This is a genomic window from Cronobacter sp. 153480017-3 (assembly GCF_053627815.1).
The window spans coordinates 40,109-62,555 of sequence record NZ_JBSEYN010000001.1 but is presented as its reverse complement, the minus strand read 5'-3'; the positions used below and the strand labels follow the sequence as shown (position 1 = coordinate 62,555).

Below are 22,447 nucleotides of genomic sequence, written 5' to 3'. Positions count from 1 at the left end.
CTCACCCCTCTCCCTGCAACCGGATCATGGCGGCGCGCGCCCAGGAGGCGGTCACCGCCTGGCCCGCCCGCGGCAGCGACGCATCGGCCACTGGCGACGGGTTCGCCTGGCTTACCAGCAGCTTTTCGCCGCCCTCAAGCGCCAGCTCCACGCGCGTGGCCGCGCCCTGAAACTGCACCGTCTGCACCGTGCCGCGCACCTGGATGTCGCCAGGCTCGTTAAGCCGGATATGCTCAGGACGCAGCGAAAAGGTGCCCGGCTCGCCGCCGAGGTGTCGCATCATGGATTCGCTCAGCACATTGGCGGTGCCGACAAAGCCCGCGACAAACGGCGTGCGCGGGCGCATGTAGAGTTCGCGCGGCGCGTCAATCTGCTCAATACGCCCGTTGTTAAACACCGCCACCCGGTCGGACATCGACAGCGCCTCGCCCTGATCGTGCGTAACGAACACAAACGTAATGCCGAGCGAGCGTTGCAGATTTTTCAGCTCCACCTGCATCTGTTCGCGCAGTTTGAGATCGAGCGCGCCGAGCGGTTCGTCGAGCAGCAGCACGCGCGGCTGATTGACCAGCGCGCGGGCGATGGCGACGCGCTGGCGCTGCCCGCCGGAGAGCTGCGAGGGCTTGCGCGCATGGGTAAAACCGAGCGCCACCCGCTCCAGCGCCTCGCGGGCGCGGTTAAGCCGCGTTTTTTTATCAACGCCTTTGACCATGAGCCCATAGGCGACATTCTCCAGCACCGACATATGCGGAAACAGCGCGTAATCCTGAAACACCGTGTTAACGTCGCGCTCCCACGGCGGCAGCTCGCTGGCTTCCCGCCCGAACAGGCGAATCGCGCCGTCGCTCAGTTGCTCAAAGCCCGCAATCATCCGCAGGCAAGTGGTTTTGCCGGAGCCGGACGGCCCCAGCATCGAGAAAAACTCCCCGTCTTCAATCGTCATGCTGACGTTATCAACCGCGCGCACGTCGCCGTAGCGCCTGGAAACCTGCTGAAACTCCACTGCGTAAGCCATACGTCCCCCGCGCTTAGCGCCCGCCCATGATGGCGATGTAATCCTGCGTCCAGCGGCTGTAGGGCACATATTTCCCGCCCTGCGACACCGGCGTTTTCCAGAAGGCGATTTTGTCGAAGAAGGTAAAGCCGTTGGTTTCGCAGCCCTTCTCGCCAAGCAGCGTGCTGGCCTTACAGCCTTCCGGCACCGCCGGGAGCGAGCCGAACCAGGCGGCGACATCGCCCTGCACTTTCGGCGTCAGCGACCAGTTCATCCACTGATAGGCGCAGTTAGGGTGTTTCGCGTCGGCATGCAGCATGGTGGTGTCGGCCCAGCCGGTCACGCCCTCTTTCGGGAAAACGGTGGCAATGGGCTGGCCTTCGTTTTTCAGCGCGTTCGCCTGGTACGGCCAGGCGCTGGCGGCCACGACGCCCTCGTTTTTGAAATCGCTCATCTGTACCGTGGTGTCGTGCCAGTAACGGTGGATCAGCTGATGCTGGTCGCGCAGCACTTTCAGTACCGCGCCATACTGCGCCTCGGTCAGTTGATAAGGATCGGTGATGCCAAGCTCTGGCTGAGTGGCTTTGACGTAGAGCGCCGCGTCGGCGATATAAATCGGCCCGTCGTAGGCCTGCACGCGGCCCTGATTGGATTTGCCATCCGCCAGCGTTTGTTTCACAAACAGCACGGCCCAGCTGTCCGGCGGCGTCGGGAACGCTTTGGTGTTATACATCAGCAGGTTTGGCCCCCACTGGTACGGCGTGCCGTAGACTTTACCGTCGAGGTTAAACCATTCGCCTTTGACGAGGCGCGGGTCGACATTTTTCCAGTTCGGGATGAGCGCGGTGTTAATCGGCTGCACGCGTTTGCCCATGATGAGGCGCAGCGAGGCGTCGCCGGAGGCCGTGACCAGATCGTAACCGCCTTTCGCCATCAGACTGACCATTTCATCGGACGTAGCGGCGGTTTTGACATTCACCGCGCAGCCGGTCGATTTTTCAAACTCCGTCACCCAGTCATAAGCTTTGTCGGTCTGGCCGCGTTCGATATAGCCCGGCCACGCGATGATATCGAGGCGGCCTTCCCCCTGGCCGAGTTGGGAAGGCGGCTCGGCGGCGCTGGCGATAGTGGTCGTCAGGCACAGCGCGGCGGCCGCGCTAAGCGCGAAGGATTTGGTCATGGTCGTTGCTCCTGTCTGAATGATGAGTCGGCCGCCGTGCCGTAAAAATATCTCCCAAAATAACCATATACAGGCACAGATAAACGCGCCTGCGGGCGCTGGCGGAATTTATTCAGGTTGTGACAAACCGCGCACTCTTTATTGTTTTAGTGCTTACGTTGCATAAATCAGGTGGTGGTTTTTCACAGTGTAGACAGTCGCTTAGCGATGTGAAGCCTTTTCCGTTAACTATTATGATTTCATATGCCCGAGCGGAAAGACGATTAACAGAAATAATCGTTGTGGAATAAGCCTGAATCAGGCGGGGTTTTTTATTTCGGCAATAACCTTTTCTTTATTTGAGAATATAAACGCGCATTACCGAAAGGTTATTTCGCGCGTTTATCGCCTCATTGCGGCGCTTTCGCCATTGCTTCGCGGATGAGCCGCGCGAGCGTCTTCACCGCCTGCTCTTCGCGCTCGCCCCACGCCCAGGAGGCGTTGAAGCGAAAATAGTTATGCCAGCGCGCGCTGGTGGTGAACATTTTGCCGGGCGCAATGCTTATCTGGTGCGCCAGCGCCTGCTCGTGAAGCTTTCCTGCATCCAGCGATGCGGGCAATTCTACCCAGAGGAAATAGCCGCTCTCGCTGCGGTGAATTTTAACGGCCTGCGGAAAGTGACGGCGCAGCGACTGCCACGCCGCCTGTTTGCGCTCCGCCAGCACGCGGCGCAGACGCCGCAGGTGGGTGTCGTAGCGTCGTGTGGCGAGATAATCCACCAGCGCCATCTGCATCGGCGAGCTGGTAGAGAGCGTGCTCATCAGCTGAAGCTGCTGGATGCGCTGCGCATGGCGGCCCGCCGCCACCCAGCCGATGCGAAACCCGGCCACCAGACATTTGGAAAACGACGAACAGTGCAGCGTCAGCCCCTGGTCATCCCAGGCTTTCACCGGCAGCGGTTTCTCGCGCCCGTAGTAAAGCTCGCTGTAAACATCATCTTCAATGAGCACCACGTTGTAGCGCGAAAGCAGCGCCATGAGCTGCTGTTTTTTCTGCGCGCTCAGCGTAAAGCCGAGCGGGTTCTGGGCGTTGCTCATCAGCCAGCAGGCTTTCACCGGGTACTCCTGCAGCGCCTTTTCGAGCGCCGCGAGATCGATGCCGTTGACCGCGTCGGTCGCCACAGAGAGCGCCTTCAGCCGTAAACGCTCCAGCGCCTGAAGCGCGCCGTAAAAACAGGGGTTTTCGACAATCACCCAGTCGCCTGGCTCGGTGACGGCCTGGAGGCTCAGATTTAAGGCTTCGAGCGCGCCTGCGGTAATGACAATTTCATCGGGCGAGACGTTCATGCCCTGCATCGCGTATCGCCGGGCGATGGCGTGGCGCAGCGCCTCGTTGCCCGGTGGCAGGTTTTCAATCACGCTCATGGCGTTGGCCGAGCGGCTGACGCTTGAGAGCGAGCGGTTAAGCTGCGCCAGCGGAAAGAGGCGCGGATCGGGAAACGCCGAGCCGAACGGCACCACGGCGGCGTCGGTGCTCGCCTGGAGCACATCAAAAATATAGGTGTTGATGTCGACCTGTTCGTCGCGGGTCACCTGTTCGAGCGCCTGCGGCGCGCGGGGCGTGGGTTTCGGGGCGACGTAGTAACCGGACTGCGGGCGCGCCACGATGATCCCCTGACTTTCCAGCGTCTGATAGGCGTGGCTCACGGTCATAAAGCTCATGCCGCTGCTCACCACCTGCTCGCGCAGGGACGGCAGCCGGTCGCCAGGGTGCCACACCCCGAGGGCAATCTGATCGGTTATCTGCTGAGCCAGCCGCTGGTATTTTTTCATCGCACCTCGCGGCATCCGGCCGCATTCACAAGGGGTTAACGCAGAGCGCGTATCATCGTGCCGTCTGGTTAGATCAGGCAAGCAAAATCGCAACTTTTTATTTAACTGTTATAGTCAAATAACGTTTTTCTGTTTCTGCACGTTCGTGCTGCCCCGGATTACCATGATCGCGGACAACATTATGTCATGAGGTTTGCATGTTTGGTTTAGATGCGTTTCATCTGGCAAGGATTCAGTTCGCCTTTACTGTCTCTTTCCACATTATTTTCCCCGCTATCACTATCGGTCTCGCCAGCTATCTGGCGGTGCTGGAAGGGCTGTGGGTGAAAACAAAAAATCCGGTATGGCGCTCGCTGTACCATTTCTGGTCGAAAATTTTCGCCGTTAACTTCGGGATGGGCGTGGTCTCAGGCCTGGTGATGGCCTATCAGTTCGGCACGAACTGGAGCGGCTTTTCGCAGTTTGCGGGCAGCATTACCGGCCCGCTGCTGACCTACGAAGTGTTGACCGCCTTCTTCCTCGAAGCCGGTTTCCTCGGCGTGATGCTGTTTGGCTGGAACAAAGTCGGCCCCGGCCTGCACTTTTTCTCCACCTGCATGGTGGCGCTCGGCACGCTGATTTCGACCTTCTGGATCCTCGCCTCCAACAGCTGGATGCACACGCCGCAGGGCTTTGAGATCCACAACGGCCAGGTGGTGCCGGTGGACTGGGTGGCGGTAATTTTCAACCCCTCCTTCCCGTACCGCCTGCTGCATATGTCGATAGCGGCGTTTTTAAGCAGTGCGTTTTTTGTCGGCGCGTCTGCCGCCTGGCATCTGCTGCGCGGCAACGATACACCCGCGATTCGCCGCATGTTCTCTATGGCGCTGTGGATGGCGCTGATAGTCGCCCCCATTCAGGCGATGATTGGCGATATGCACGGGCTGAATACGCTTAAGCATCAGCCCGCTAAAATCGCGGCCATTGAAGGCCACTGGGAGAACCCGCCGGGCGAGGCGACGCCGCTGACGCTCTTCGGCATCCCGGATATGGACGAAGAACGTACCAAATACGCGCTAGAAGTGCCAAAACTCGGCAGCATTATTCTTACCCACAGCCTCGATAAACAGGTGCCGGCGCTTAAAGAGTTTCCGAAAGAAGATCGGCCGAACTCCACCATCGTGTTCTGGTCGTTCCGCATTATGGTGGCGATGGGGCTTTTGATGATCCTGCTTGGCGTGATCAGCGTCTGGCTGCGGTACAAGAACCGCCTCTACACCTCTCGCCCCTTCCACCACTTCGCGCTCTGGATGGGCCCTGCCGGGCTGATTGCCATTCTCGCGGGCTGGGTGACAACCGAAGTGGGTCGTCAGCCGTGGGTCGTGTACGGGCTGCAACGCACCCGCGACGCGGTCTCCGGGCACGGCGACCTGCAGATGAGCCTGAGCCTTATCGCCTTTATCGTGGTTTATACCTCTGTCTTCGGCGTCGGCTACAGCTATATGGTACGACTGATTAAAAAAGGGCCGCAGCCGCTGGATGATATCCCTTCCAGCACCGACGGCAGACCGGCGCGTCCGCTGTCGGCGGCAGGCGAATCTCTGGACAGCGCAGAGGAGAAAGCGTAATGGGTATCGATCTCTCCATTATCTGGTTCGTGATTATCGTCTTCGCCACGCTGATGTATATCGTGATGGATGGCTTTGATCTCGGCATCGGCATTCTGTTCCCGTTTGTGCGTGACGGTCACGACCGGGATGTGATGGTTAACAGCGTGGCCCCGGTGTGGGACGGCAACGAAACCTGGCTGGTGCTGGGCGGCGCGGGCCTGTTCGGCGCGTTTCCGCTGGCCTACGCGGTGATTATCGACGCGCTGACCATTCCGCTGACGCTGATGCTGATTGGTCTTATCTTTCGCGGCGTGGCGTTTGAGTTCCGCTTTAAAGCGACGCCCACCCACCGGCCCTTCTGGGATAAGGCGTTTCTGAGCGGCTCGATCCTGGCGACCTTCTGCCAGGGCGTGGTGGTGGGCGCGGTGATTAACGGCTTTAAAGTCACAGGCCGCACCTTCAGCGGTTCCGCGCTCGACTGGCTGACGCCGTTTAACCTCTTCTGCGGCGTGGGGCTGGTGGTCGCCTATGCGCTGCTCGGCGCAAGCTGGATTGTCATGAAGAGCGAAAACCAGCTGCACCAGAATATGCGTCGCCTCGCGCGTTCGCTGCTGCTGGCGCTGCTGGCGGTCATCGTCATCATCAGCGCCTGGACGCCGCTCGCCCATCAGGCGGTTTCCGATCGCTGGTTCACGCTGCCTAATCTCTGGTTCCTGCTGCCGGTGCCGGTACTGGTGGCGCTGTTCAGCCTCTGGCTGTGGCGCAAGCTTGCGGACTCTGAGAGCCACACGCTGCCGTTCGTGCTGACGCTGGGGCTGATTTTCTTAGGCTTCAGCGGGCTTGGCATCAGCATCTGGCCTCACATCATTCCGCCTGATATCACGCTCTGGCAGGCCGCCGCGCCGCCCGCAAGCCAGGGCTTTATGCTGGTGGGCGCGCTGCTGATTATCCCGATAATTCTGGTCTACACCTTCTGGAGCTACTACGTGTTCCGCGGCAAAGTTCAGCATGGGGAGGGCTATCACTGATGGAACATCACGATTCGCCGCGCTGGAAAAAGCTGCTGTGGCTGGTGGTTATCTGGTCCGCGAGCGTTCTGGCGCTCGGCGCGGTCAGCATGGTGTTGCGCCTGCTGATGAGCGCCGCCGGGTTAAAAACCCACTAATCTTCTTTCAGGCCAGCCTTCGCGCTGGCCTTTTTCTTCCCCCACCGCGTTTAAATTCCGTTTATTGAAAGTTGTCTGTGCAGGCGATACGATTAAACAATCCATCCAGACGGATTTTTTATTATGAGCAAAGCACATCATCGTTCAAAATCACCCGAGGCGCTGCGCCAGACGCTGCTGGAATGCGCCGCCGGAGTTATCGCCGAGCAAGGTCTGACGGGCCTTACGCAGGAAAAAGTCATTCGCCGCGCCGGGATCAGCAAAGGGGGTTTACAGCACCACTTCCCGACCCGTCAGGCGCTGGTGGACGGCGTGATGCACCACCTTGAACAGGCGCTGCTGGAAGAGATCCAGACGCTAATGGCGCAGGATCCCAACCCGAATGGCCGCGCCACCCGCGCTTATATTCACGCCTGTGTCAGAAAAATGCCGGACAGTGAACAGGCCATGCAACGCGCGCTGATGACGGCGATTTTCGCCGACCCGGCCCTTCAGCAGCGCTGGGGCGTCTTTCTGCGGGACGCCCTGCCGCGCGACGACGACGAACACGCCTCGCCTGAGAAGGCACGGCGTCGGTTGCTCTGCCGCATGACGGCAGATGGATTCTGGTTTGCCGCGCTCTGCGGCGACCACACGGTGCCGCCTGACGATCGGGCGGCGTTAATCGAAACTCTACTGGCAATGACGGAGTAACATCATGACCTGGCTGCTGCTCTCTGTGGCGATTGTGTGTGAAGTGATTGGCACGACATTTTTAAAGCTCTCTGAAGGCTTTACCCGTCTGCTGCCGACGCTGGTAACGGCGGTCTGTTACGGCATCGCGTTCTGGTGTTTAAGCGTCACCATGCGCACCATTCCGACCGGCATTATTTACGCTATCTGGTCTGGCGTCGGTGTTGTGCTGATTGGCGTGGTGGGCTGGATTTTTCTCGGCCAGAAGCTCGATCTGCCTGCCATGCTCGGCATGGGGCTGATTATCGCGGGCGTACTCGTGATAAACCTGTTCTCCCACGCCGTCGCGCATTGATTTTCCGCCGGGCCTGTTCGCCCGGCCATCGCGTTTTCTTATTATTCCCCCTGTCTGGCCTGAATTTGTCGCCCTTTCAACCTAAGGATAATCCTAAGCGAGAAAATAGTTTTATATAACGCACAAAAATAAAGGCTCAGTATTATTAAGCCTATAAGCGCAGCGGCAAATAAATATATCATTTGAAATTTCCGCGACTATTCCGTGAAATGATAATCACCATAAGAAACCAATTATCTCGCCGCGCTTATTTTCATTCGAAATAGCGGTATGTATTTTTTTGTCATTTATATGGATGGGAAGCGGTATTTATAAAATATAAAAAGCGCGCCACATCGCACCGGGTATTCCTCCGCTACCTTATGCTCACCCTGGCTTTCAGGTATTTCATTCAACGAGGTTTATCATGGTGCAGCAATCAGCAGTGCTGGATAAAGTGACGCCTGCCCAGGACCGACTGACGGTCCGGGAGAAATTAGGTTTCGGTTTTGGTGATGCGGCCTGCAATATGAGCTGGGGGCCGGTAACCATGTTTTTAACCTGGTTTTATACCGATATATTTGGCTTAAACGCCGCCCTTATCGCTACGATGTTTTTAGTGGTGCGGCTGCTGGATGCGTTTATTGATCCGGTCATTGGCGCGCTGGCGGACCGTTACCCGACCCGCCACGGTCGTTTTCGTCCGTGGATCCTCTACGGCTGCGTGCCCTTTTGCGCCATCTGTATTTTCGCGTTTTATACGCCGGATTTAAGCACCGGCGCGAAAGAGATATACGCTTTCGTCACCTATTTACTGCTCTCGGTACTTTACAGCACCGTGAATATTCCTTACTGCTCGCTTGGCAGCGTGATCACCGCAAACCCGGTAGACCGCGTGGCCTGCCAGTCCTACCGCTTCACTATGGCCAACAGCGCCGTGCTGCTCTGCTCTCTGACGCTGCTGCCGCTGGTGGATTATCTGGGCGGCGGCAACCAGCAGAAAGGCTTTTTTATTACCAACGCGATGTTCTCGGTTATCGGCCTGTGCCTGTTTTTACTCTGCTTTTTTAATACCCGCGAGCGCATTATGCCGCAGCGCGAAAAGCAGGAAAATATCGTGCGTAATTTCCGCTCGGCCTTTAAAAATGACCAGTGGCTGATGGTCGTCGCCGGGATGTTTATTGGCTGTATTCCGGCGTTCGTCTGCGGCGGCGCGACTATCTATTTCACCAAATATTTAATGCATCTCGACAACACCATGACGACGCTGTTTATCAGTATTGGCGTGGTCGCCTGCGTGCTCGGTAATCTCGCGACGAGTTTCGTCACCCGTTATATTTGTAAAGTGAAACTGTATATCGCCGTCGGTTTTATTACGGCCGCCATTTCCGTCGTGATTTATTTTGTCGACCCGCAAAATGTGATGCTGATCTTTATTCTGAATACGCTGCGTGCGTGGATTGGCGCGATTACCGTTCCGGTATTCTGGTCGTTTATCGCCGATGCCGACGATTATGGCGAATGGAAACTCAAAAAACGCATGTCCGGTATTTACGCCTCCGGCAACCTGTTTGCGCTGAAAGTCAGTCTCGCCATCGGCGGTGCCATTACCGCGCTGGTGCTTTCCGCCACGCATTATGTTCCTGAAGCCGCCGTGCAGGCACCCGCGACACAGCAGGCCATTATGATGCTGATTACTTTTATTCCGGCCATCGGCGGCGTACTGACCTCCACCATTTTCCTGTTTTATAAGCTCGACAAAAAGACGATGCAGAAAATTCAGGATGACCTGAGCGTCGGCAAATATGCCAGCGATGCCGCCCTTCGTTAATAAGGAGACGTTATGACCACGCTTTCATTTACGCTCGACCCGCAGAACGTGATTTCCGCCATCGACCCGCGCCTGTTTGGCTCGTTCATTGAACATCTGGGCCGCGCGGTCTATACCGGCGTCTATGAGCCGGAGCACCCGCTCGCGGATGAGGACGGGTTTCGTAAGGACGTGATCGATCTCGTCAAAGGGCTGCACGTCACCACGGTGCGCTACCCCGGCGGGAATTATGTCTCCGGCTTTAACTGGCGCGACAGCATCGGCCCGAAGGAAGATCGCCCGGTGCGCCTCGATTACGCCTGGATAAGTAAAGAGACCAACCAGTTTGGCATTGATGAGTTTGCGCGCTGGTGCGAAAAAACCGGCGTCGAGCCGATGATCGCCGTGAACCTTGGCACCGGCACGCCGCAGGAGGCGGGCTATTTCGCCGAGTACTGCAACCACCCCGGCGGCACCACGCTCAGCGATTTGCGCATTCAGCACGGACGCCGCGAACCGTATAACTTCCGCCTGTGGTGTCTTGGCAATGAGATGGACGGGCCGTGGCAGACCGGCCAGATGAATGCCCGCGAATATGCGCATAAGGCGCGCGAAACCGCGAAAATCCTGCGCTGTATCGACCCTAAGGCGCAGCTGGTGGCGTGCGGCAGCTCCAGCTCGGCGATGACGACCTTCCCGGAGTGGGACCGCATCGTGCTGGAGGAGCTGTACGATTACGTCGATTTTATCTCCTGTCATCAGTATTACGAGAACGAAGGCAGCGAGACCGATTTTCTTGCCTCGTTCGTCAATATGGATAATTTCATCGAAACCATCGTCAGCACCGCCAATTACGCCAAAGCGGTGCGGCGCAGTAATAAAGAGATGATGATCTCCTTTGACGAGTGGAACGTCTGGTATCTGCGCGGCGATCCGTGGGACGCGCCGATGAAAGATCCGGCGAACCGCTTCCGTGAGGCCCCGCCGCTGCTGGAAGACCGCTACTCGTTCCTCGACGCGCTGGTGATGGGCGGCCTGCTCTGCTCGCTGCTGAACCACGCCGACCGGGTAAAAATGGCGAGCCTGGCGCAGCTGGTGAACGTCATCGCGCCGATTTTCACCGAGCCTGGCAAAGGCGCACTCTGCCAGACGCTTTACTGGCCGTTTGAGATGGTCGCGAGCGTCAGCGACGGCGTGGTGCTGCGCCACCAGCTGCCCGTGCCAACGTTTGCGAGCAAATATGGCGACGCCCGCAGCGTTCAGTCGTCAGTGGTGTATAACGAGGCGCGCGGCGAAATTTATATTTTCGCCGTGAACTGCGATTTCACTACCGCTTATGAGCTTGATATCAACCTGCCCGCCTTCAGCGACTGCCGTCTGAAAGAGCACAGCGTGCTGCGCAGCGACGATCTGTACGCGAAAAACACTTTCGACGATCCGAACCGCGTGCGCCCGGAGATTATCGATTACCCGCACGGCAGCCTGCGTGAGAACACGCTCACGCTCGCGCCGCTGACCTGGAACCGTATCACGCTGTCGGTCGCCCGCGCGTAAAGGAGAACGCCCCGCGCGTACGGAATAAAACCTCTGACAGGCCCACACCGCCGTTTACGAACGGCGGTAAGGCCGCCTTATGCCCAAAAACTGACAACAATAAGAGAGACACGATGAAAAAGATGATGGTACTGCCCTGTATGTTCAGCCTGCTTGCGCCCTGCGCGATGGCGGAAATGAAAGTGAATACGCCGCAGGGCGATCTGAAATTCTACGGCGATGTGGAGTTTAACGTCGATGCGGCGAGCCGCACCGGGCAGCTTACGTCGCTGCGCACCTCTGACGATAAAGACTGGAAACCGGGCGACCATGAAAAATGGGATGTCAACGGCCGTATTCTTTTGGGCGTGGATGGTTACCGCGAGAAAAACGGCAATTTCGCAGGCTTCACGGTGCAGCCGCTCGCGGATCTGTCGGGGCATACCAATCTTGATGACGCGGCGTTTTACTTCGGTCAGCCGCAGGCCTGGAAAATCAAGGTCGGTCGTTTTGAAGCCTACGATATGTTCCCGCTCAATCAGGACACCTTTATTCAGTATTCCGGCAACACCGCGAACGATATTTACGGCGACGGCTTCGGCTACGTCTACATGATGAAAGAGGGCCGCGGGCGCAGCAGCAACGGCGGCGCGGTGCAGTTCAGCGGCGAATACGGCAACTGGTATTTCGAGCTGAACAATATGGTGAAAGACGGCACCACGCTGTTTGCCGACGACACCTACCACGGCAACGCGCTGGAGAATAAAAAGAACGTTATCTATATGCGCCCGGTGGTTGCGTGGCGCGACGACCACTTCTCCGCCGCCGTGGCGATGGAAACCAACGTGGTGAGCAACGCTTACGGCTATAACGACGCCCAGGGGCGGTTTCAGGATCAGTCAGACCGCACCGGCTATGGCGCGACCTTTACCTGGAACAGCCTGAAGAACGATCCGGACGACGGTACGGTGATTAACATCAATACCGCGTATATGGACGCCGATGACGAAACCGACTTCAGTGCCGGGGCCAACGTGCTGTGGCGTCATCTGGAGCTTGGTTATATCTACGCGCACAACAATATTGATGACTTCAATATGTCGAGCGTCGGTGAAGAAGACGGCCAGCTGAAATACCCCGGCAAATATGACATTCACACCGTGCATCTCTCCTACGGTTTCACCAACGTGATGGATATGGACAACTTCAATATCTATCTCGGCGCTTACTGGTCGCAGCTCTCGCTTAAAGAGAGCGACTACGATAACGAAGGCGATAAAGACCGCTACGGCGCACGCGTGCGCTTTAAATATTTCTTCTGACGCCCTCGCCCCTTCGCGCCCGTGGAGGGGCCAAATATATTTTCCGCATTTAGATAGCGATTTTTGTTGGTTCTCATCCCCGACGCCCTGCGTTTTTATAACGTCGACAGACAGTTAATAACAACGGACGATAAGGGACATTCACCATGCACTTTTCCATTACCGCGCGCGGCGTGGCGCTCGGCCTCGCGTTTGGTCTGATCAATACAGCAAGCGCCGCGCCGGTGAAAGGCGGCACGCTGATTTATCTGGAGCAGCAGGCGCACACGACGCTCTACCCACCCGCAGGCGGTTTTTACCCCAACGGCGGCATCCTGAACCAGATAACCGATAAGCTCACCTGGCAGAACCCGAAAACGCTGGAGATAGAGCCGTGGATAGCGCAGTCCTGGAGCAGCAACGCGGATAAAACCGAATACACTTTTAAAATCCGCCCCGGCGTGACGTTTTCTGACGGCACGCCGCTTGACGCCACTGCCGTGGCCAAAAACTTCGATACTTACGGGCTTGGCAATAAGGCACAGCGCCTGCCGGTTTCCGAGGTGATTAACAACTACCAGCGCAGCGAAGTCATCGATCCGCTGACCGTGAAGTTTTATTTCAGCAAACCCTCGCCCGGCTTTTTACAGGGCACCTCGGCGATTGGCTCCGGGCTGGTGTCGCTCAGTACGCTCGCGCGCAATCTTGATGAGCTTGGCGACGCGCGCCATATCATCGGCTCCGGCCCGTTTGTGGTGCAGAGCGAGACGCTGGGCCGCGAGGTGAATCTTATCGCGCGCAAGGATTACCGGTGGGGGCCGCAGAACAGCGCGCAGCAAGGCCCGGCGAATCTCGACGGCATTAAGATCGTGGTGACGCCGGAAGACAGCGTGCGCATCGGCGCGCTGCTGGCAGGCCAGGCGGACGCCATTCGCCAGGTACAGGCGTATGATGAAAAACAGGCGGCGGATCAGCAGTTTCCTGTCTATGCCGCGCCGACCCGCGGCGTCAATGACAGCATCGCCTTTCGCCCCGCCAACCCGCTGGTGGCCGATGTCAAAGTGCGCCAGGCGCTGCTTCACGCGACCAACGCGCGCCAGATTGTCGATACCCTCTTTTCACCGAACTATCCGGTCGCCACGTCTGTGGTGGCGAAAAGCGCGCCCGGCTACCGCGATTTAAGCGCCAGACTGACCTTTGACCCCGCGCTTGCGAACCGTCTGCTTGACGAAGCGGGCTGGCAAAAAGGCGCGAACGGGATTCGAACCAAAGCGGGACAGCCGCTGAGCCTGACGGTTTATGAATCGCTGCCGCAGCCGCAGAATAAAGAGGTGCTGCAACTGGTGGCGCAGCAGTGGAAACAGGTGGGCGTGCAGCTCAACGTGCGCGCGGGCGACGCGGGCACCAAAGCGCAGGACAGCCTCGATCCGGCCAAAACGCCGGTGAACGTGGTGGAAGTGGGCCGCGCCGATCCGGACGTCATCAAAAGCCAGTTCCATCCGTTAAACCGCGACGCGCTGCTGCAAAAAGGCGGTCTGAGCCAGAAAACCGATTTTATCGACGACAAGCTTAATACGCTGCTCACCACCATCGCCTCGGAGGTTGACCCGCAAAAACGTCTCGCGGCAGCGGGCGACGCGCAGGCGTATCTCATCGATAACGCCTACATCATTCCGATCTTTGAAGAGCCGCAGGTCTACGCCGCCGCGCCGTGGGTGAAAAACCTCACGTTTGAAGCGGTAGGCCGTCCGAGCTTTTACGGCGTCTGGCTGGAGAAACACTGATGGACGGGCGTTATCTCGGCGCGCGCGTCGGTCAGGCGCTGCTGGTGCTGTGGGCGAGCTTTACCGTCTCGTTTGTGCTGCTGCAACTGCTGCCGGGCGATGCGATCGCCATTAAGTTTCAGAACCCGGAACTGGGGTTAAACGCCGCCCAGATAGCGCAGATGCGCACCGCCTACGGTGCGGACGCGCCGCTGTGGCGGCAATACCTGGAAAGCCTCGGCGGCGCGCTGCGCGGCGATTTCGGCTTTTCGCTCCAGGCGGGCGTACCGGTGAGCGCCCTGCTCGCCGCCAGCCTCCCCGCCACGCTGCGTCTCGCCGCGCTCGGGTTTACGCTGGCGCTGGTGATCGCCGTCCTGCTCGCCGCGCTCTCCACGCTGAGTTACGGGCGCGTGCTGCGCCGGACGTTCGCAGCGCTACCGTCGCTGTTTGTCGCGGTGCCGACGTTCTGGCTCGGGATTACGCTTATTCAGCTTTTTTCTTTCCAGTGGCGGCTCATCCCGGTGATTAATCCGGGCTTCTGGGAGGGGGTGATATTGCCAGTGATGACGCTTGCCGTACCCATCAGCGCCCCGCTGGCGCAACTGCTGATTCGCAATATTGATGTGGTTATGCACCAGCCGTTTGTCACCGTCGCGCGCGCCAAAGGCGCCAGCCACCGCGGCGTGCTGTGGCGTCACGTGGCGCGCAACGCCCTGCTGCCGGTGCTGACCGTCGCGGGCCTGCTGCTGGGTGAGCTTATCGCCGGCGCGCTGGTGACTGAAACCGTGTTTGGCTTAAACGGGCTCGGGCAACTGACCCGCGACGCGGTGAACAATCAGGATCTGGCGGTGTTACAGGCGATTGTGCTGGTGGCGGCGCTCGGGTTTGTACTCATCAATCTGCTGGTGGATCTGCTCTATCCGCTGCTCGATCCCCGGCTGTCACTGTCGCGGAGGGCCGCCTGATGACCACACTTGACCTCTCACACGTCCGGGCGCGCCGCACGCGCTTTATGCGCCGCCCGCCCCTGCCGCCAGGGCTGACGCTCGCCTGGCTTACGCTGTTGCTGGCCGCGCTGTGGGCGCTCTTTCCGTCCCTCTTCACCGCATTTGATCCGCTCACCGGCACGCCGGGCGCGCAGCGTCTGCCGCCAGGGGCCGAACACTGGCTCGGCACCGATCAACTGGGGCGCGATCTTTACGCCCGGCTGGTCTGGGGCGCGTCGCATACGCTCAGCGGCGCGCTGGTGGCTGTCGCGCTGGGGCTTGGCGCAGGCACGCTCTATGGCGTCGTAGCCGGTGCCGCGGGCGGGCGCACCGAGCAATGGCTGATGCGACTGGTGGATGTGCTGCTCGCGATCCCCGGCCTGCTGCTGGCGCTGTGCGTCATTATCCTGCTCGGTTTTGGCACGGTGAACGCCGCGCTGGCGGTGGGCGTCACCTCGGTGGCGAGCTTTGCGCGTCTTGCCCGCGCCGAAGTCGTCCGCGTGCGGCATACCGATTATGTCGAGGCGGCGATCGCCTGCGGCGGCACGTTCTTCAGCACGCTGTGGCGACATATCCTGCCCAATTCGCTGACCTCGGTGCTGGCCTTCGCGGCGCTCCAGTTTGGCAACGCCATTCTTGCGCTTTCCACGCTGAGCTTTCTCGGTTACGGCACGCCGCCGCCCACGCCGGAATGGGGGCTGCTCATTGCCGAAGGGCGCAACTATCTCTCAACCGCCTGGTGGCTCACCACCTTCCCCGGCCTTGCGGCCATCGCCGTGGTGCTGGCCGCCAATACCATCAGCCACTATTACACCCGGAGAGCATGATGAGCGAACCTGTACTGGACGTGCGCAATCTGAGCCTCGGCTGGCGTCACGGGCGCGACGTGCGCCGCGTGGTTCACAATGTCTCTTTTTCCGTCGCTCCCGGCGAAGTGCTGGCGATTGTCGGCGAATCCGGCTCCGGCAAGACGACGCTCGCGCAGACGATTATCGGGCTTGCGGGCGAAAACGGCGTCTGGCTGGACGGGGATATCTGCCTGAACGGCGAAACGATAACCCACGCAAGCGAACGGCGGATGAACGCGCTGCGCGGCAAAGTTATCAGCCTGGTGCCGCAGGACCCCGGCAGTTCGCTGAACCCGGTGAAAACTATCGGCGATCAGGTCGCGGAGGTGTTAGCGCTTCACACCGGGCTTAGCCGTCGCGCGCGTGACGCGGAAGTGGTGGCGCTGCTTGCGCGTGTCGGCCTGAGCGAACCGGCGCTGCGGGCGAGGCAGTATCCGCACCAGCTCTCCGGCGGCATGAAACAGCGGGTGCTGATCGCTATTGCGCTGGCGCTGAAGCCTGCGCTTATCATCGCCGATGAGCCCACCAGCGCGCTGGATGTGACGGTGCAGGCGCGCATTCTCGATCTGCTGGATGAACTGCGTCGCGACGCCGGTACCGCCGTGCTGTTTATCACGCACGATCTGGCGCTCGCCGCCTCGCGTGCCGACCGGCTGCTGGTGTTTCGTCATGGCGAGATCCAGGAAATTGGGAGTGCCGCGCAAATTACCCACGCGCCGCGCGCGGCCTATACCCGACAGCTCTTTGCCGACGCCCCGGCGTTCGCCGACGGTTTTCGGACGCGCCCGGCGCGAAATGGCCCACCGGCTGCGGAGATCCGCGCGCTAACGCAGCGTTTTACGCTCGGCGGCGGCCATACGCTGACCGCGCTGGATGCGGTAAACCTGACGCTGGAGCGCGGCATGACCCATGCGCTGGTAGGCGAATCCGGCAGCGGCAAAACCACGCTGGCGCGCATTTTGCTCGGCTTTCAGACGCCGGTCAGCGGCACGGTGACGGTTGATGGCAACGAGTACGCCACGCTCAGCCGCGAGGCGCGCCGCCCGCTGCGCCAGACGATTCAGATGGTGTGGCAGAACCCGTTTTCGTCGCTCGACCCGCGCCAGAGTCTGTTTTCCATCATTGAGGAGCCGCTTCGCAACTTTACCCGCCTCTCCCGCGCCGAGCGGCGCGAGAAGGTCTGTGACATGGCCGCGCGCGTGGCGCTGCCTACTGCGCTGCTGGCGCATAAGCCGCATCAGCTCTCCGGCGGCCAGCGTCAGCGCGTCGCGATTGCGCGGGCGCTCATCCCCGGCCCGCAAATCGTCATTCTTGATGAGGCGACGTCAGCGCTGGATGTCACCGTGCAGGCGCAGATCCTGTCGCTGCTTGAAACCCTGCAGGATGAGCTTGGCCTCACCTACCTGTTTATCTCTCACGATCTGGCGACCGTGCGCCGCTTCGCGCATCAGGTCTCGGTGCTGCGCGCCGGAAAGCTTGTGGAGCATGGCGATGTCGCCACGGTCTTCCGCGCGCCGCAAAACGACTACACGCGCCAGTTGCTTAACGCCATTCCGGCCCCCCGCCCGTTGAATAAGGATGTCGCATGACCCAAAAACGCTTAGGTTTTTTCACCCGCCTGCTGGACCGCGTCAGCGCGGCCGAGCGCTATCGCCTCGCCACCGAGCAGATCCTGCACGCCGAGCGCAGCGGTTTTGACACCGCCTGGGTGGCGCAGCATCACTTTCATGAAGCGGAAGGCGGGCTGCCCTCGCCGCTGCTGTTTTTAGCGCACGTGGCGGCGCAGACCCGGCGCATCCGGCTCGGTACGGGGATCATTACGCTGCCGATGGAATCGCCGCTGCGCGTGGCGGAAGACGCCGCCGTGCTGGATCTGCTTAGCGGCGGGCGCGTGGAGCTGGGGCTGGGCTCCGGCGGCACGCCCTCCTCGTTCCCGCCGTTCGGGCTGCAAAGCGAGGAACGCGGCGAGGCGTATGGGCGTCATCTGGCGCTGCTGCGCGCGGCGCTGAACGATGAGCCGCTGGCGGGCACCGATAATCATCTCTACCCGGCGGCGCGTGGGTTGCGCCTGCGGCTGTGGCAGGCGACATTTTCAGTGGACGGCGGCGCGCGTGCTGGTCGCGCCGGAGACGGCCTGATGTTGTCACGCACCCAGCCGCGCCCGGCGGGCGAGCCGGATATGCCGCTGGACGCGCTGCAAAACCCGATTATCGACGCTTATCTCGATGCGCTGCCCGCAGGCGTTGCGCCGCGCATTATGGCCTCGCGCACCGCGTTTGTGACGGATAACAGTGACGACGCCCGCCGCTTCGCGCAAACCGGGCTTTCGGCCCAGGCCGCGCAGTTCCGCGCGCAGGGCCACCGGCTTACGGGCGAGACGCTGGAAGATTATATCGCCGCGTTCGATGTGCATCTCGGCACGCCGCGGGAAACGCTCACCATGCTGTCGCGCGATACGGCGCTCGCACGCGCCACCGATCTGTCGTTCCAGGTGCATTCCATCGATCCGCCGCACCCGTTTATCTTGCGCTCCATCTCACTGCTGGCGCAGCAGGTGGCCCCCGCGCTTGGCTGGAAACAGGCCGTCCCGTTTGATGCCTCCACCCTTAACCCGATCAAGGAAACCTTATGACCCGCTCGCCCGATCTTCTCGATACCCTTGCGGATATCACGCCCGGCTCCCCGCTGGCGCTGGCGCGCGCCACCCGCGACGCCGCCACGTTAAATATTGCCCGCAGCCGCGAGGCGCTGTTTAACGGTGCAAGCGATCTCACCCGTGCCGAGCGCCTGCATCTCGCCCGCGAGGTGGCGCGCTGGCATGAGGATGAGGCGCTGTCTGCGCATTATTCGGCGGCGCTGCAAGACGAACCGGCACCGCCCGCGCGTCTCTCCGTCGCGCTCGGCCATGCGGAGATCCTCACGTTTCATCCGGTGCAGGCGACCGCGCAGGAAATCGCGGCGCTGACGGAAGCTGGATTCAGCGAAGAAGCCATTGTGACGCTCGCGCAGGTGGTGGCGTTTGTGAGCTTTGAGAGCCGGCTGCTGCGCGGCTACCGGTTGATTAACGGCGGGCGCGTGCCGGGCGAAACCGCCATTCCGCCCGCGGGCCGCTGGCATACCACGCCCACTACGCAGAGTGGACAACCTGCACCCACCGCCTTCACGCAGGATGAGCTGGGCTGGGAGCCGTGGCTTGCACCGAAACCGTTCGCCGCCTTCAGCCCGGATGAGCAGGAGACGCTGCGCCGATTCGGGCATCAGGATTCCGGGTATTTCCGCCTGCTGGCACGTAACCTGCCCGCACTGGAGGCACGCACGCTCACGGACAAAGGGATTTTTTACACCCCAGGCGGGCTGGCGCGGGCGGAGCGCGAGCTGGCGGCGACGGTCGCGAGCAAAGTGAATGGCTGCATTTACTGCGCCTCGGTCCATGCCCGTAAGGCAAGCCAGCTCTCAAAAGATAATGATGCGGTGCAGCGGCTGCTGGAGGTGGCGCCGGGCGGGAGCCTGAGCGCCGGACAGTCGGCGCTCAGGCGGGCGATCATCGATTTCAGCGCGGCGCTGTCGGCCACCCCCGCCACGGCAGGTGCTGCGCACGTGGCCGCGCTGCGTGAGCAGGTGTTGACCGACCTGGAACTGCTGGATCTGGTGCAGGCCACCGCGTTTTTCGCCTGGGCCAACCGGCTGATGCTGACGCTCGGCGAGCCCTTTATACCGGCCTGACCTGACGCCGGGCGCGTGAGTGCCCGGCTACGACGCGTTAAACGGGCTGTGGTGGTTCAGCACAGCGTCAATCACCTGCAGCGCGCCGCTCTGGTTGTTGGAGCCGGTCGCATAACGCGCGGTCTCTTTCACGTCCGCCGCCGCGTTATCCATCGCAAACGAGTATTTCACCAGACGCAGCATTTCGAGATCATTGGCGCTGTCGCCCACCGCCACGCAGGCCTCCGGCGTGATGTTCCAGCGCGCCATCAGGCGCTCCAGGCCGCTCGCTTTGTGCGATCCGGGGATAATCAGATCGACAAAACCGTAGCCGCTGGTGACCGGCTTAACGACGCCTTCGAGTTCGTTATGGAGGCTCTCAATCAGCGCCGGGATCTGGTCATCCGGCAGGTTAAGCGAGAATTTGAAAATGACGTCGTCGATATCGAGCAGGTTCTCCACCGGCTTAAGGCGGTGATAGTGCTTTGACATCAGGCTGATGAACGCCTCCGGCGCGCCCGCCTGGTAATACGCGCTCGCAAGCCCGCAGACCACATAGTTGAAATCGCCCTGTTCCGAGAGCGTTTTCACCACCTGGTGATACTGCTCGCGGGTCAACTCGCCGTGATGAATGCGCTCGCCGTGGTCATAGACCAGCGCGCCGTTTTCGGCGACAAACGCTATCTCGTCTTTGATCTCCGGGAAGAACGAGATGAGCTGGTAATACTGGTTACCGCTCGCCACCACGAATTTAATGCCTTGCTGTTTCAGCGCCGCATACTGCGTTGTAAACCTTTCTTTATCGTACTGTTTGTTATCGTTAAGAAAGGTGCCGTCCATATCTACTGCGATGAGCTGAATTTTCATACTGCCTCATTGAGTCATTACCACATAAGCGGCTCATGCTATCACTGTTTCATGCAGATTCCATATGAGTAAAGGCCTAATCATTTTCATATGAAACCTTCAGGTTTGTGCGAAACGTCGCTGTTTAAAGATAGCGGAACCGCAGCGCGGCAGGTGGAAGGCGTGATGAAGAGTAACCGGGCGATTTCGCCCGGTGCGGATTAGCGGCTGCGCTTGGCGTGGCGCTCCCAGTTCTCCTGCTTTGCCTCAGCGGATTTTTTCAGCGCCACATAGCAGGCTCCACCGCCGCCGTGGTGGGCGAGCGCGGTGCAAAACGCCTGCACGTCATCAAGCTCGGTCAGCCAGCGCGCCAGATAGCTGCGAATGACATTGGCGTGGGAGTTATCTTCACGGCCCTTGCCGTGGATGATAAGCAGATTACGCAACCCGTCGCGTTTCGCCTGGTGGATGAACGCAAAGAGCCTCTGGCGGCACTGCTCCACCGGCTGGCGCAGGAGGTTGAGGCTCGCCTGCTGGGGATATTTACCGAGCCGCAGTTTATCCAGCACGCCCTGCTGGAGCCCCTCGCGGCGAAACTCCAGCGGCTCATCGCGCGGGATGAGATCCAGAAAACCGGTGGTCAGCGGGTTGTCGAGTTGTAAGGTGTCGACTCGCGGCACGAGACGCGGCGCTTTCGGTTTCAGGCACGGCGCGACGTTGGCGTTTTTCAGGGGTTTGACATCTTCCATGGCGTCAAGAAAGAGTGATTTGTCGTCAGGGTTCACGGTCAATCCTCCGGGACTTCGTCAGGGCGCACACTATAGCCTCCCTTTCAGGATGGCTCAATGTGTGGCGCTGTGCGCACTATTTTCTGTCGTGGTTTTTCATCCAGGGATAGCGAGACGATAAACGTCAAAGAATACGGCGGGCTTTTCGCGCTGCGGTGATGAACATTGCCTGGCGGGATCACATTATTCAGTTTCGCTAATCGTTGGTGTTAAATATATGTGAATGAAATCACCCCTTCGCTGTGACAATATGCGTTTCAGTTGCTATAAATTCTTTATCCGCATGTTAAGGAATAATAATCGCGGTAACAAAGCCTGGACGCGCTGCTGTGTGTACTGTGGGGCCTGAATATGATGTCTTCAGGCTCTATTTTTTTATTTTCCAGAAAAAAGAGAGGCCGCTTTCTTTTTTCCGGAAATGTGGCGGCGTAGCGCAACGGTTTTTTACTTTCCGGTCCAGAATGAAATCAGCGCGCCGTTTAACGGCCGCTTCGGGCAAGGGAATGCCCGCTATTCTCCCTCCTCCGCTCCCCCTGTGGCGGTATGGCGAGCCGCTGAGCGCCATGCTATGTTGACGCCTCAAAAGGAGACCGCGAATGCTGACATTACTGGAAGATAAAATCGAGACGCCGTTAGGCCCGCTGTGGGTTATTGCTGATGAACAGTCGCGCCTGCGCGCGGTGGAATGGGAAGAACACAGCGACCGTATGGAGCAGTTGCTTGCCATTCACTATCGTCAGGAGGGCTTTCGTCGCGTGGGTTGCGTCAACCCCGGCGGGCTCTCAGACGCGCTTCGCGCGTGGTTTGCAGGCGATCTGGCGGTGATTGATTCACTGCCGACCGCCACCGCGGGCACGCCGTTTCAGCGTGAAGTCTGGCAGATGCTGCGCACCATTCCATGCGGCCAGGTGATGCATTATGGCGAGATGGCAGAGCGCTTAGGACGTCCGGGCGCGGCACGCGCGGTGGGTGCCGCGAACGGCTCGAACCCCATTAGCATTGTGGTGCCATGCCATCGCGTTATCGGCCGTAACGGCACATTAACCGGCTATGCGGGTGGCGTGGCGCGCAAGGAGTGGTTATTGCGTCATGAAGGTTATTTGCTGATTTAATTCACACTGTAAA

Annotated in this window: 20 protein-coding genes; 15 read left to right on the top strand and 5 right to left on the bottom strand. The window is 59.8% G+C overall.

Annotated elements, in window-relative coordinates; translation table 11 throughout:
* Position 1: 1 nt before the first annotated feature.
* The 3 genes from ACUW6V_RS00275 to ACUW6V_RS00265 all read right to left on the bottom strand — a co-directional run bounded on the left by ACUW6V_RS00275 (position 2) and on the right by ACUW6V_RS00265 (position 3,985).
* A complete protein-coding gene (locus tag ACUW6V_RS00275) occupies positions 2–1,015 on the bottom strand; it encodes an ABC transporter ATP-binding protein (RefSeq protein ID WP_054625753.1) in 1,014 nt (337 codons plus the stop codon).
* Between the two features lie 13 nt (positions 1,016–1,028).
* Positions 1,029–2,174 (bottom strand): putative ABC transporter substrate-binding protein YdcS, encoded by a 1,146-nt coding sequence (ydcS, locus tag ACUW6V_RS00270; RefSeq protein WP_054625434.1) that lies wholly within the window; start codon positions 2,172–2,174, stop codon positions 1,029–1,031.
* Between the two features lie 389 nt (positions 2,175–2,563).
* On the bottom strand, positions 2,564–3,985 hold the full coding sequence (locus tag ACUW6V_RS00265) for an aminotransferase-like domain-containing protein (RefSeq protein WP_097641456.1): 1,422 nt from the start codon (positions 3,983–3,985) through the stop codon (positions 2,564–2,566).
* A 197-nt stretch (positions 3,986–4,182) separates the two neighbouring features.
* Here ACUW6V_RS00265 and ACUW6V_RS00260 point away from each other — a divergent pair, with 197 nt between their 5' ends.
* The 14 genes from ACUW6V_RS00260 (at position 4,183) to ACUW6V_RS00195 (ending at position 19,709) form a co-directional block, all read left to right on the top strand.
* A complete protein-coding gene (locus tag ACUW6V_RS00260) occupies positions 4,183–5,592 on the top strand; it encodes a cytochrome ubiquinol oxidase subunit I (RefSeq protein ID WP_004387119.1) in 1,410 nt (469 codons plus the stop codon).
* Positions 5,592–6,602, top strand: coding sequence for a cytochrome d ubiquinol oxidase subunit II (cydB, locus tag ACUW6V_RS00255; protein ID WP_454037827.1), 1,011 nt, complete (start codon positions 5,592–5,594; stop codon positions 6,600–6,602). Before ACUW6V_RS00260 ends, cydB begins: the two co-directional genes overlap by 1 nt.
* The gene (locus ACUW6V_RS00250) at positions 6,602–6,739 is read left to right on the top strand and encodes a DUF2474 domain-containing protein (RefSeq protein ID WP_004387121.1); all 138 of its coding nucleotides are present in this window, start codon (positions 6,602–6,604) and stop codon (positions 6,737–6,739) included. Before cydB ends, ACUW6V_RS00250 begins: the two co-directional genes overlap by 1 nt.
* A gap of 123 nt (positions 6,740–6,862) precedes the next feature.
* Positions 6,863–7,432: a TetR/AcrR family transcriptional regulator gene (locus tag ACUW6V_RS00245; RefSeq protein ID WP_007867595.1), complete on the top strand. Its 570-nt coding sequence runs from the start codon at positions 6,863–6,865 to the stop codon at positions 7,430–7,432.
* A 4-nt stretch (positions 7,433–7,436) separates the two neighbouring features.
* Positions 7,437–7,766 (top strand): SMR family transporter, encoded by a 330-nt coding sequence (locus tag ACUW6V_RS00240; RefSeq protein ID WP_012124868.1) that lies wholly within the window; start codon positions 7,437–7,439, stop codon positions 7,764–7,766.
* Positions 7,767–8,172: 406 nt separating this feature from the next.
* Complete coding sequence (locus tag ACUW6V_RS00235; RefSeq protein WP_012124869.1) at positions 8,173–9,576, top strand: glycoside-pentoside-hexuronide (GPH):cation symporter; 1,404 nt, start codon at positions 8,173–8,175, stop codon at positions 9,574–9,576.
* A 12-nt stretch (positions 9,577–9,588) separates the two neighbouring features.
* A complete protein-coding gene (gene arfA / locus ACUW6V_RS00230) occupies positions 9,589–11,109 on the top strand; it encodes an arabinosylfuranosidase ArfA (RefSeq protein WP_097641458.1) in 1,521 nt (506 codons plus the stop codon).
* Between the two features lie 113 nt (positions 11,110–11,222).
* Complete coding sequence (locus ACUW6V_RS00225; protein WP_097565439.1) at positions 11,223–12,410, top strand: carbohydrate porin; 1,188 nt, start codon at positions 11,223–11,225, stop codon at positions 12,408–12,410.
* Positions 12,411–12,556: 146 nt separating this feature from the next.
* A complete protein-coding gene (locus tag ACUW6V_RS00220) occupies positions 12,557–14,173 on the top strand; it encodes a TIGR04028 family ABC transporter substrate-binding protein (RefSeq protein ID WP_454037826.1) in 1,617 nt (538 codons plus the stop codon).
* A complete protein-coding gene (locus tag ACUW6V_RS00215; RefSeq protein WP_454037825.1) occupies positions 14,173–15,117 on the top strand; it encodes an ABC transporter permease in 945 nt (314 codons plus the stop codon). The genes ACUW6V_RS00220 and ACUW6V_RS00215 overlap by 1 nt, the downstream gene beginning before the upstream one ends.
* Positions 15,117–15,965 (top strand): ABC transporter permease, encoded by an 849-nt coding sequence (locus tag ACUW6V_RS00210; protein WP_454037824.1) that lies wholly within the window; start codon positions 15,117–15,119, stop codon positions 15,963–15,965. The genes ACUW6V_RS00215 and ACUW6V_RS00210 overlap by 1 nt, the downstream gene beginning before the upstream one ends.
* Positions 15,965–17,575, top strand: a complete 1,611-nt coding sequence (locus ACUW6V_RS00205; RefSeq protein WP_454038046.1) for a dipeptide ABC transporter ATP-binding protein — start codon at positions 15,965–15,967, stop codon at positions 17,573–17,575. Before ACUW6V_RS00210 ends, ACUW6V_RS00205 begins: the two co-directional genes overlap by 1 nt.
* Entirely contained in the window at positions 17,572–18,618 is a 1,047-nt protein-coding gene (locus tag ACUW6V_RS00200) for a putative FMN-dependent luciferase-like monooxygenase (protein WP_454037823.1), read from the top strand. Before ACUW6V_RS00205 ends, ACUW6V_RS00200 begins: the two co-directional genes overlap by 4 nt.
* Positions 18,615–19,709: an alkylhydroperoxidase domain protein gene (locus ACUW6V_RS00195; RefSeq protein WP_454037822.1), complete on the top strand. Its 1,095-nt coding sequence runs from the start codon at positions 18,615–18,617 to the stop codon at positions 19,707–19,709. Before ACUW6V_RS00200 ends, ACUW6V_RS00195 begins: the two co-directional genes overlap by 4 nt.
* Positions 19,710–19,736: 27 nt before the next feature.
* On the opposite strand, the gene ACUW6V_RS00190 is transcribed toward ACUW6V_RS00195, so the two are convergent.
* Together ACUW6V_RS00190 and smrA are read right to left on the bottom strand one after the other, a co-directional pair.
* Complete coding sequence (locus ACUW6V_RS00190; RefSeq protein ID WP_454037821.1) at positions 19,737–20,555, bottom strand: Cof-type HAD-IIB family hydrolase; 819 nt, start codon at positions 20,553–20,555, stop codon at positions 19,737–19,739.
* A 200-nt stretch (positions 20,556–20,755) separates the two neighbouring features.
* Positions 20,756–21,319 carry a DNA endonuclease SmrA gene (gene smrA / locus ACUW6V_RS00185; protein ID WP_004385862.1) on the bottom strand — a complete coding sequence of 188 codons (564 nt, stop codon included), beginning with the start codon at positions 21,317–21,319 and terminating at the stop codon, positions 20,756–20,758.
* Between the two features lie 599 nt (positions 21,320–21,918).
* Here smrA and ogt point away from each other — a divergent pair.
* Positions 21,919–22,434, top strand: coding sequence for a methylated-DNA--[protein]-cysteine S-methyltransferase (ogt, locus tag ACUW6V_RS00180; RefSeq protein WP_004385864.1), 516 nt, complete (start codon positions 21,919–21,921; stop codon positions 22,432–22,434).
* The last annotated feature ends 13 nt before the right edge of the window (positions 22,435–22,447 follow it).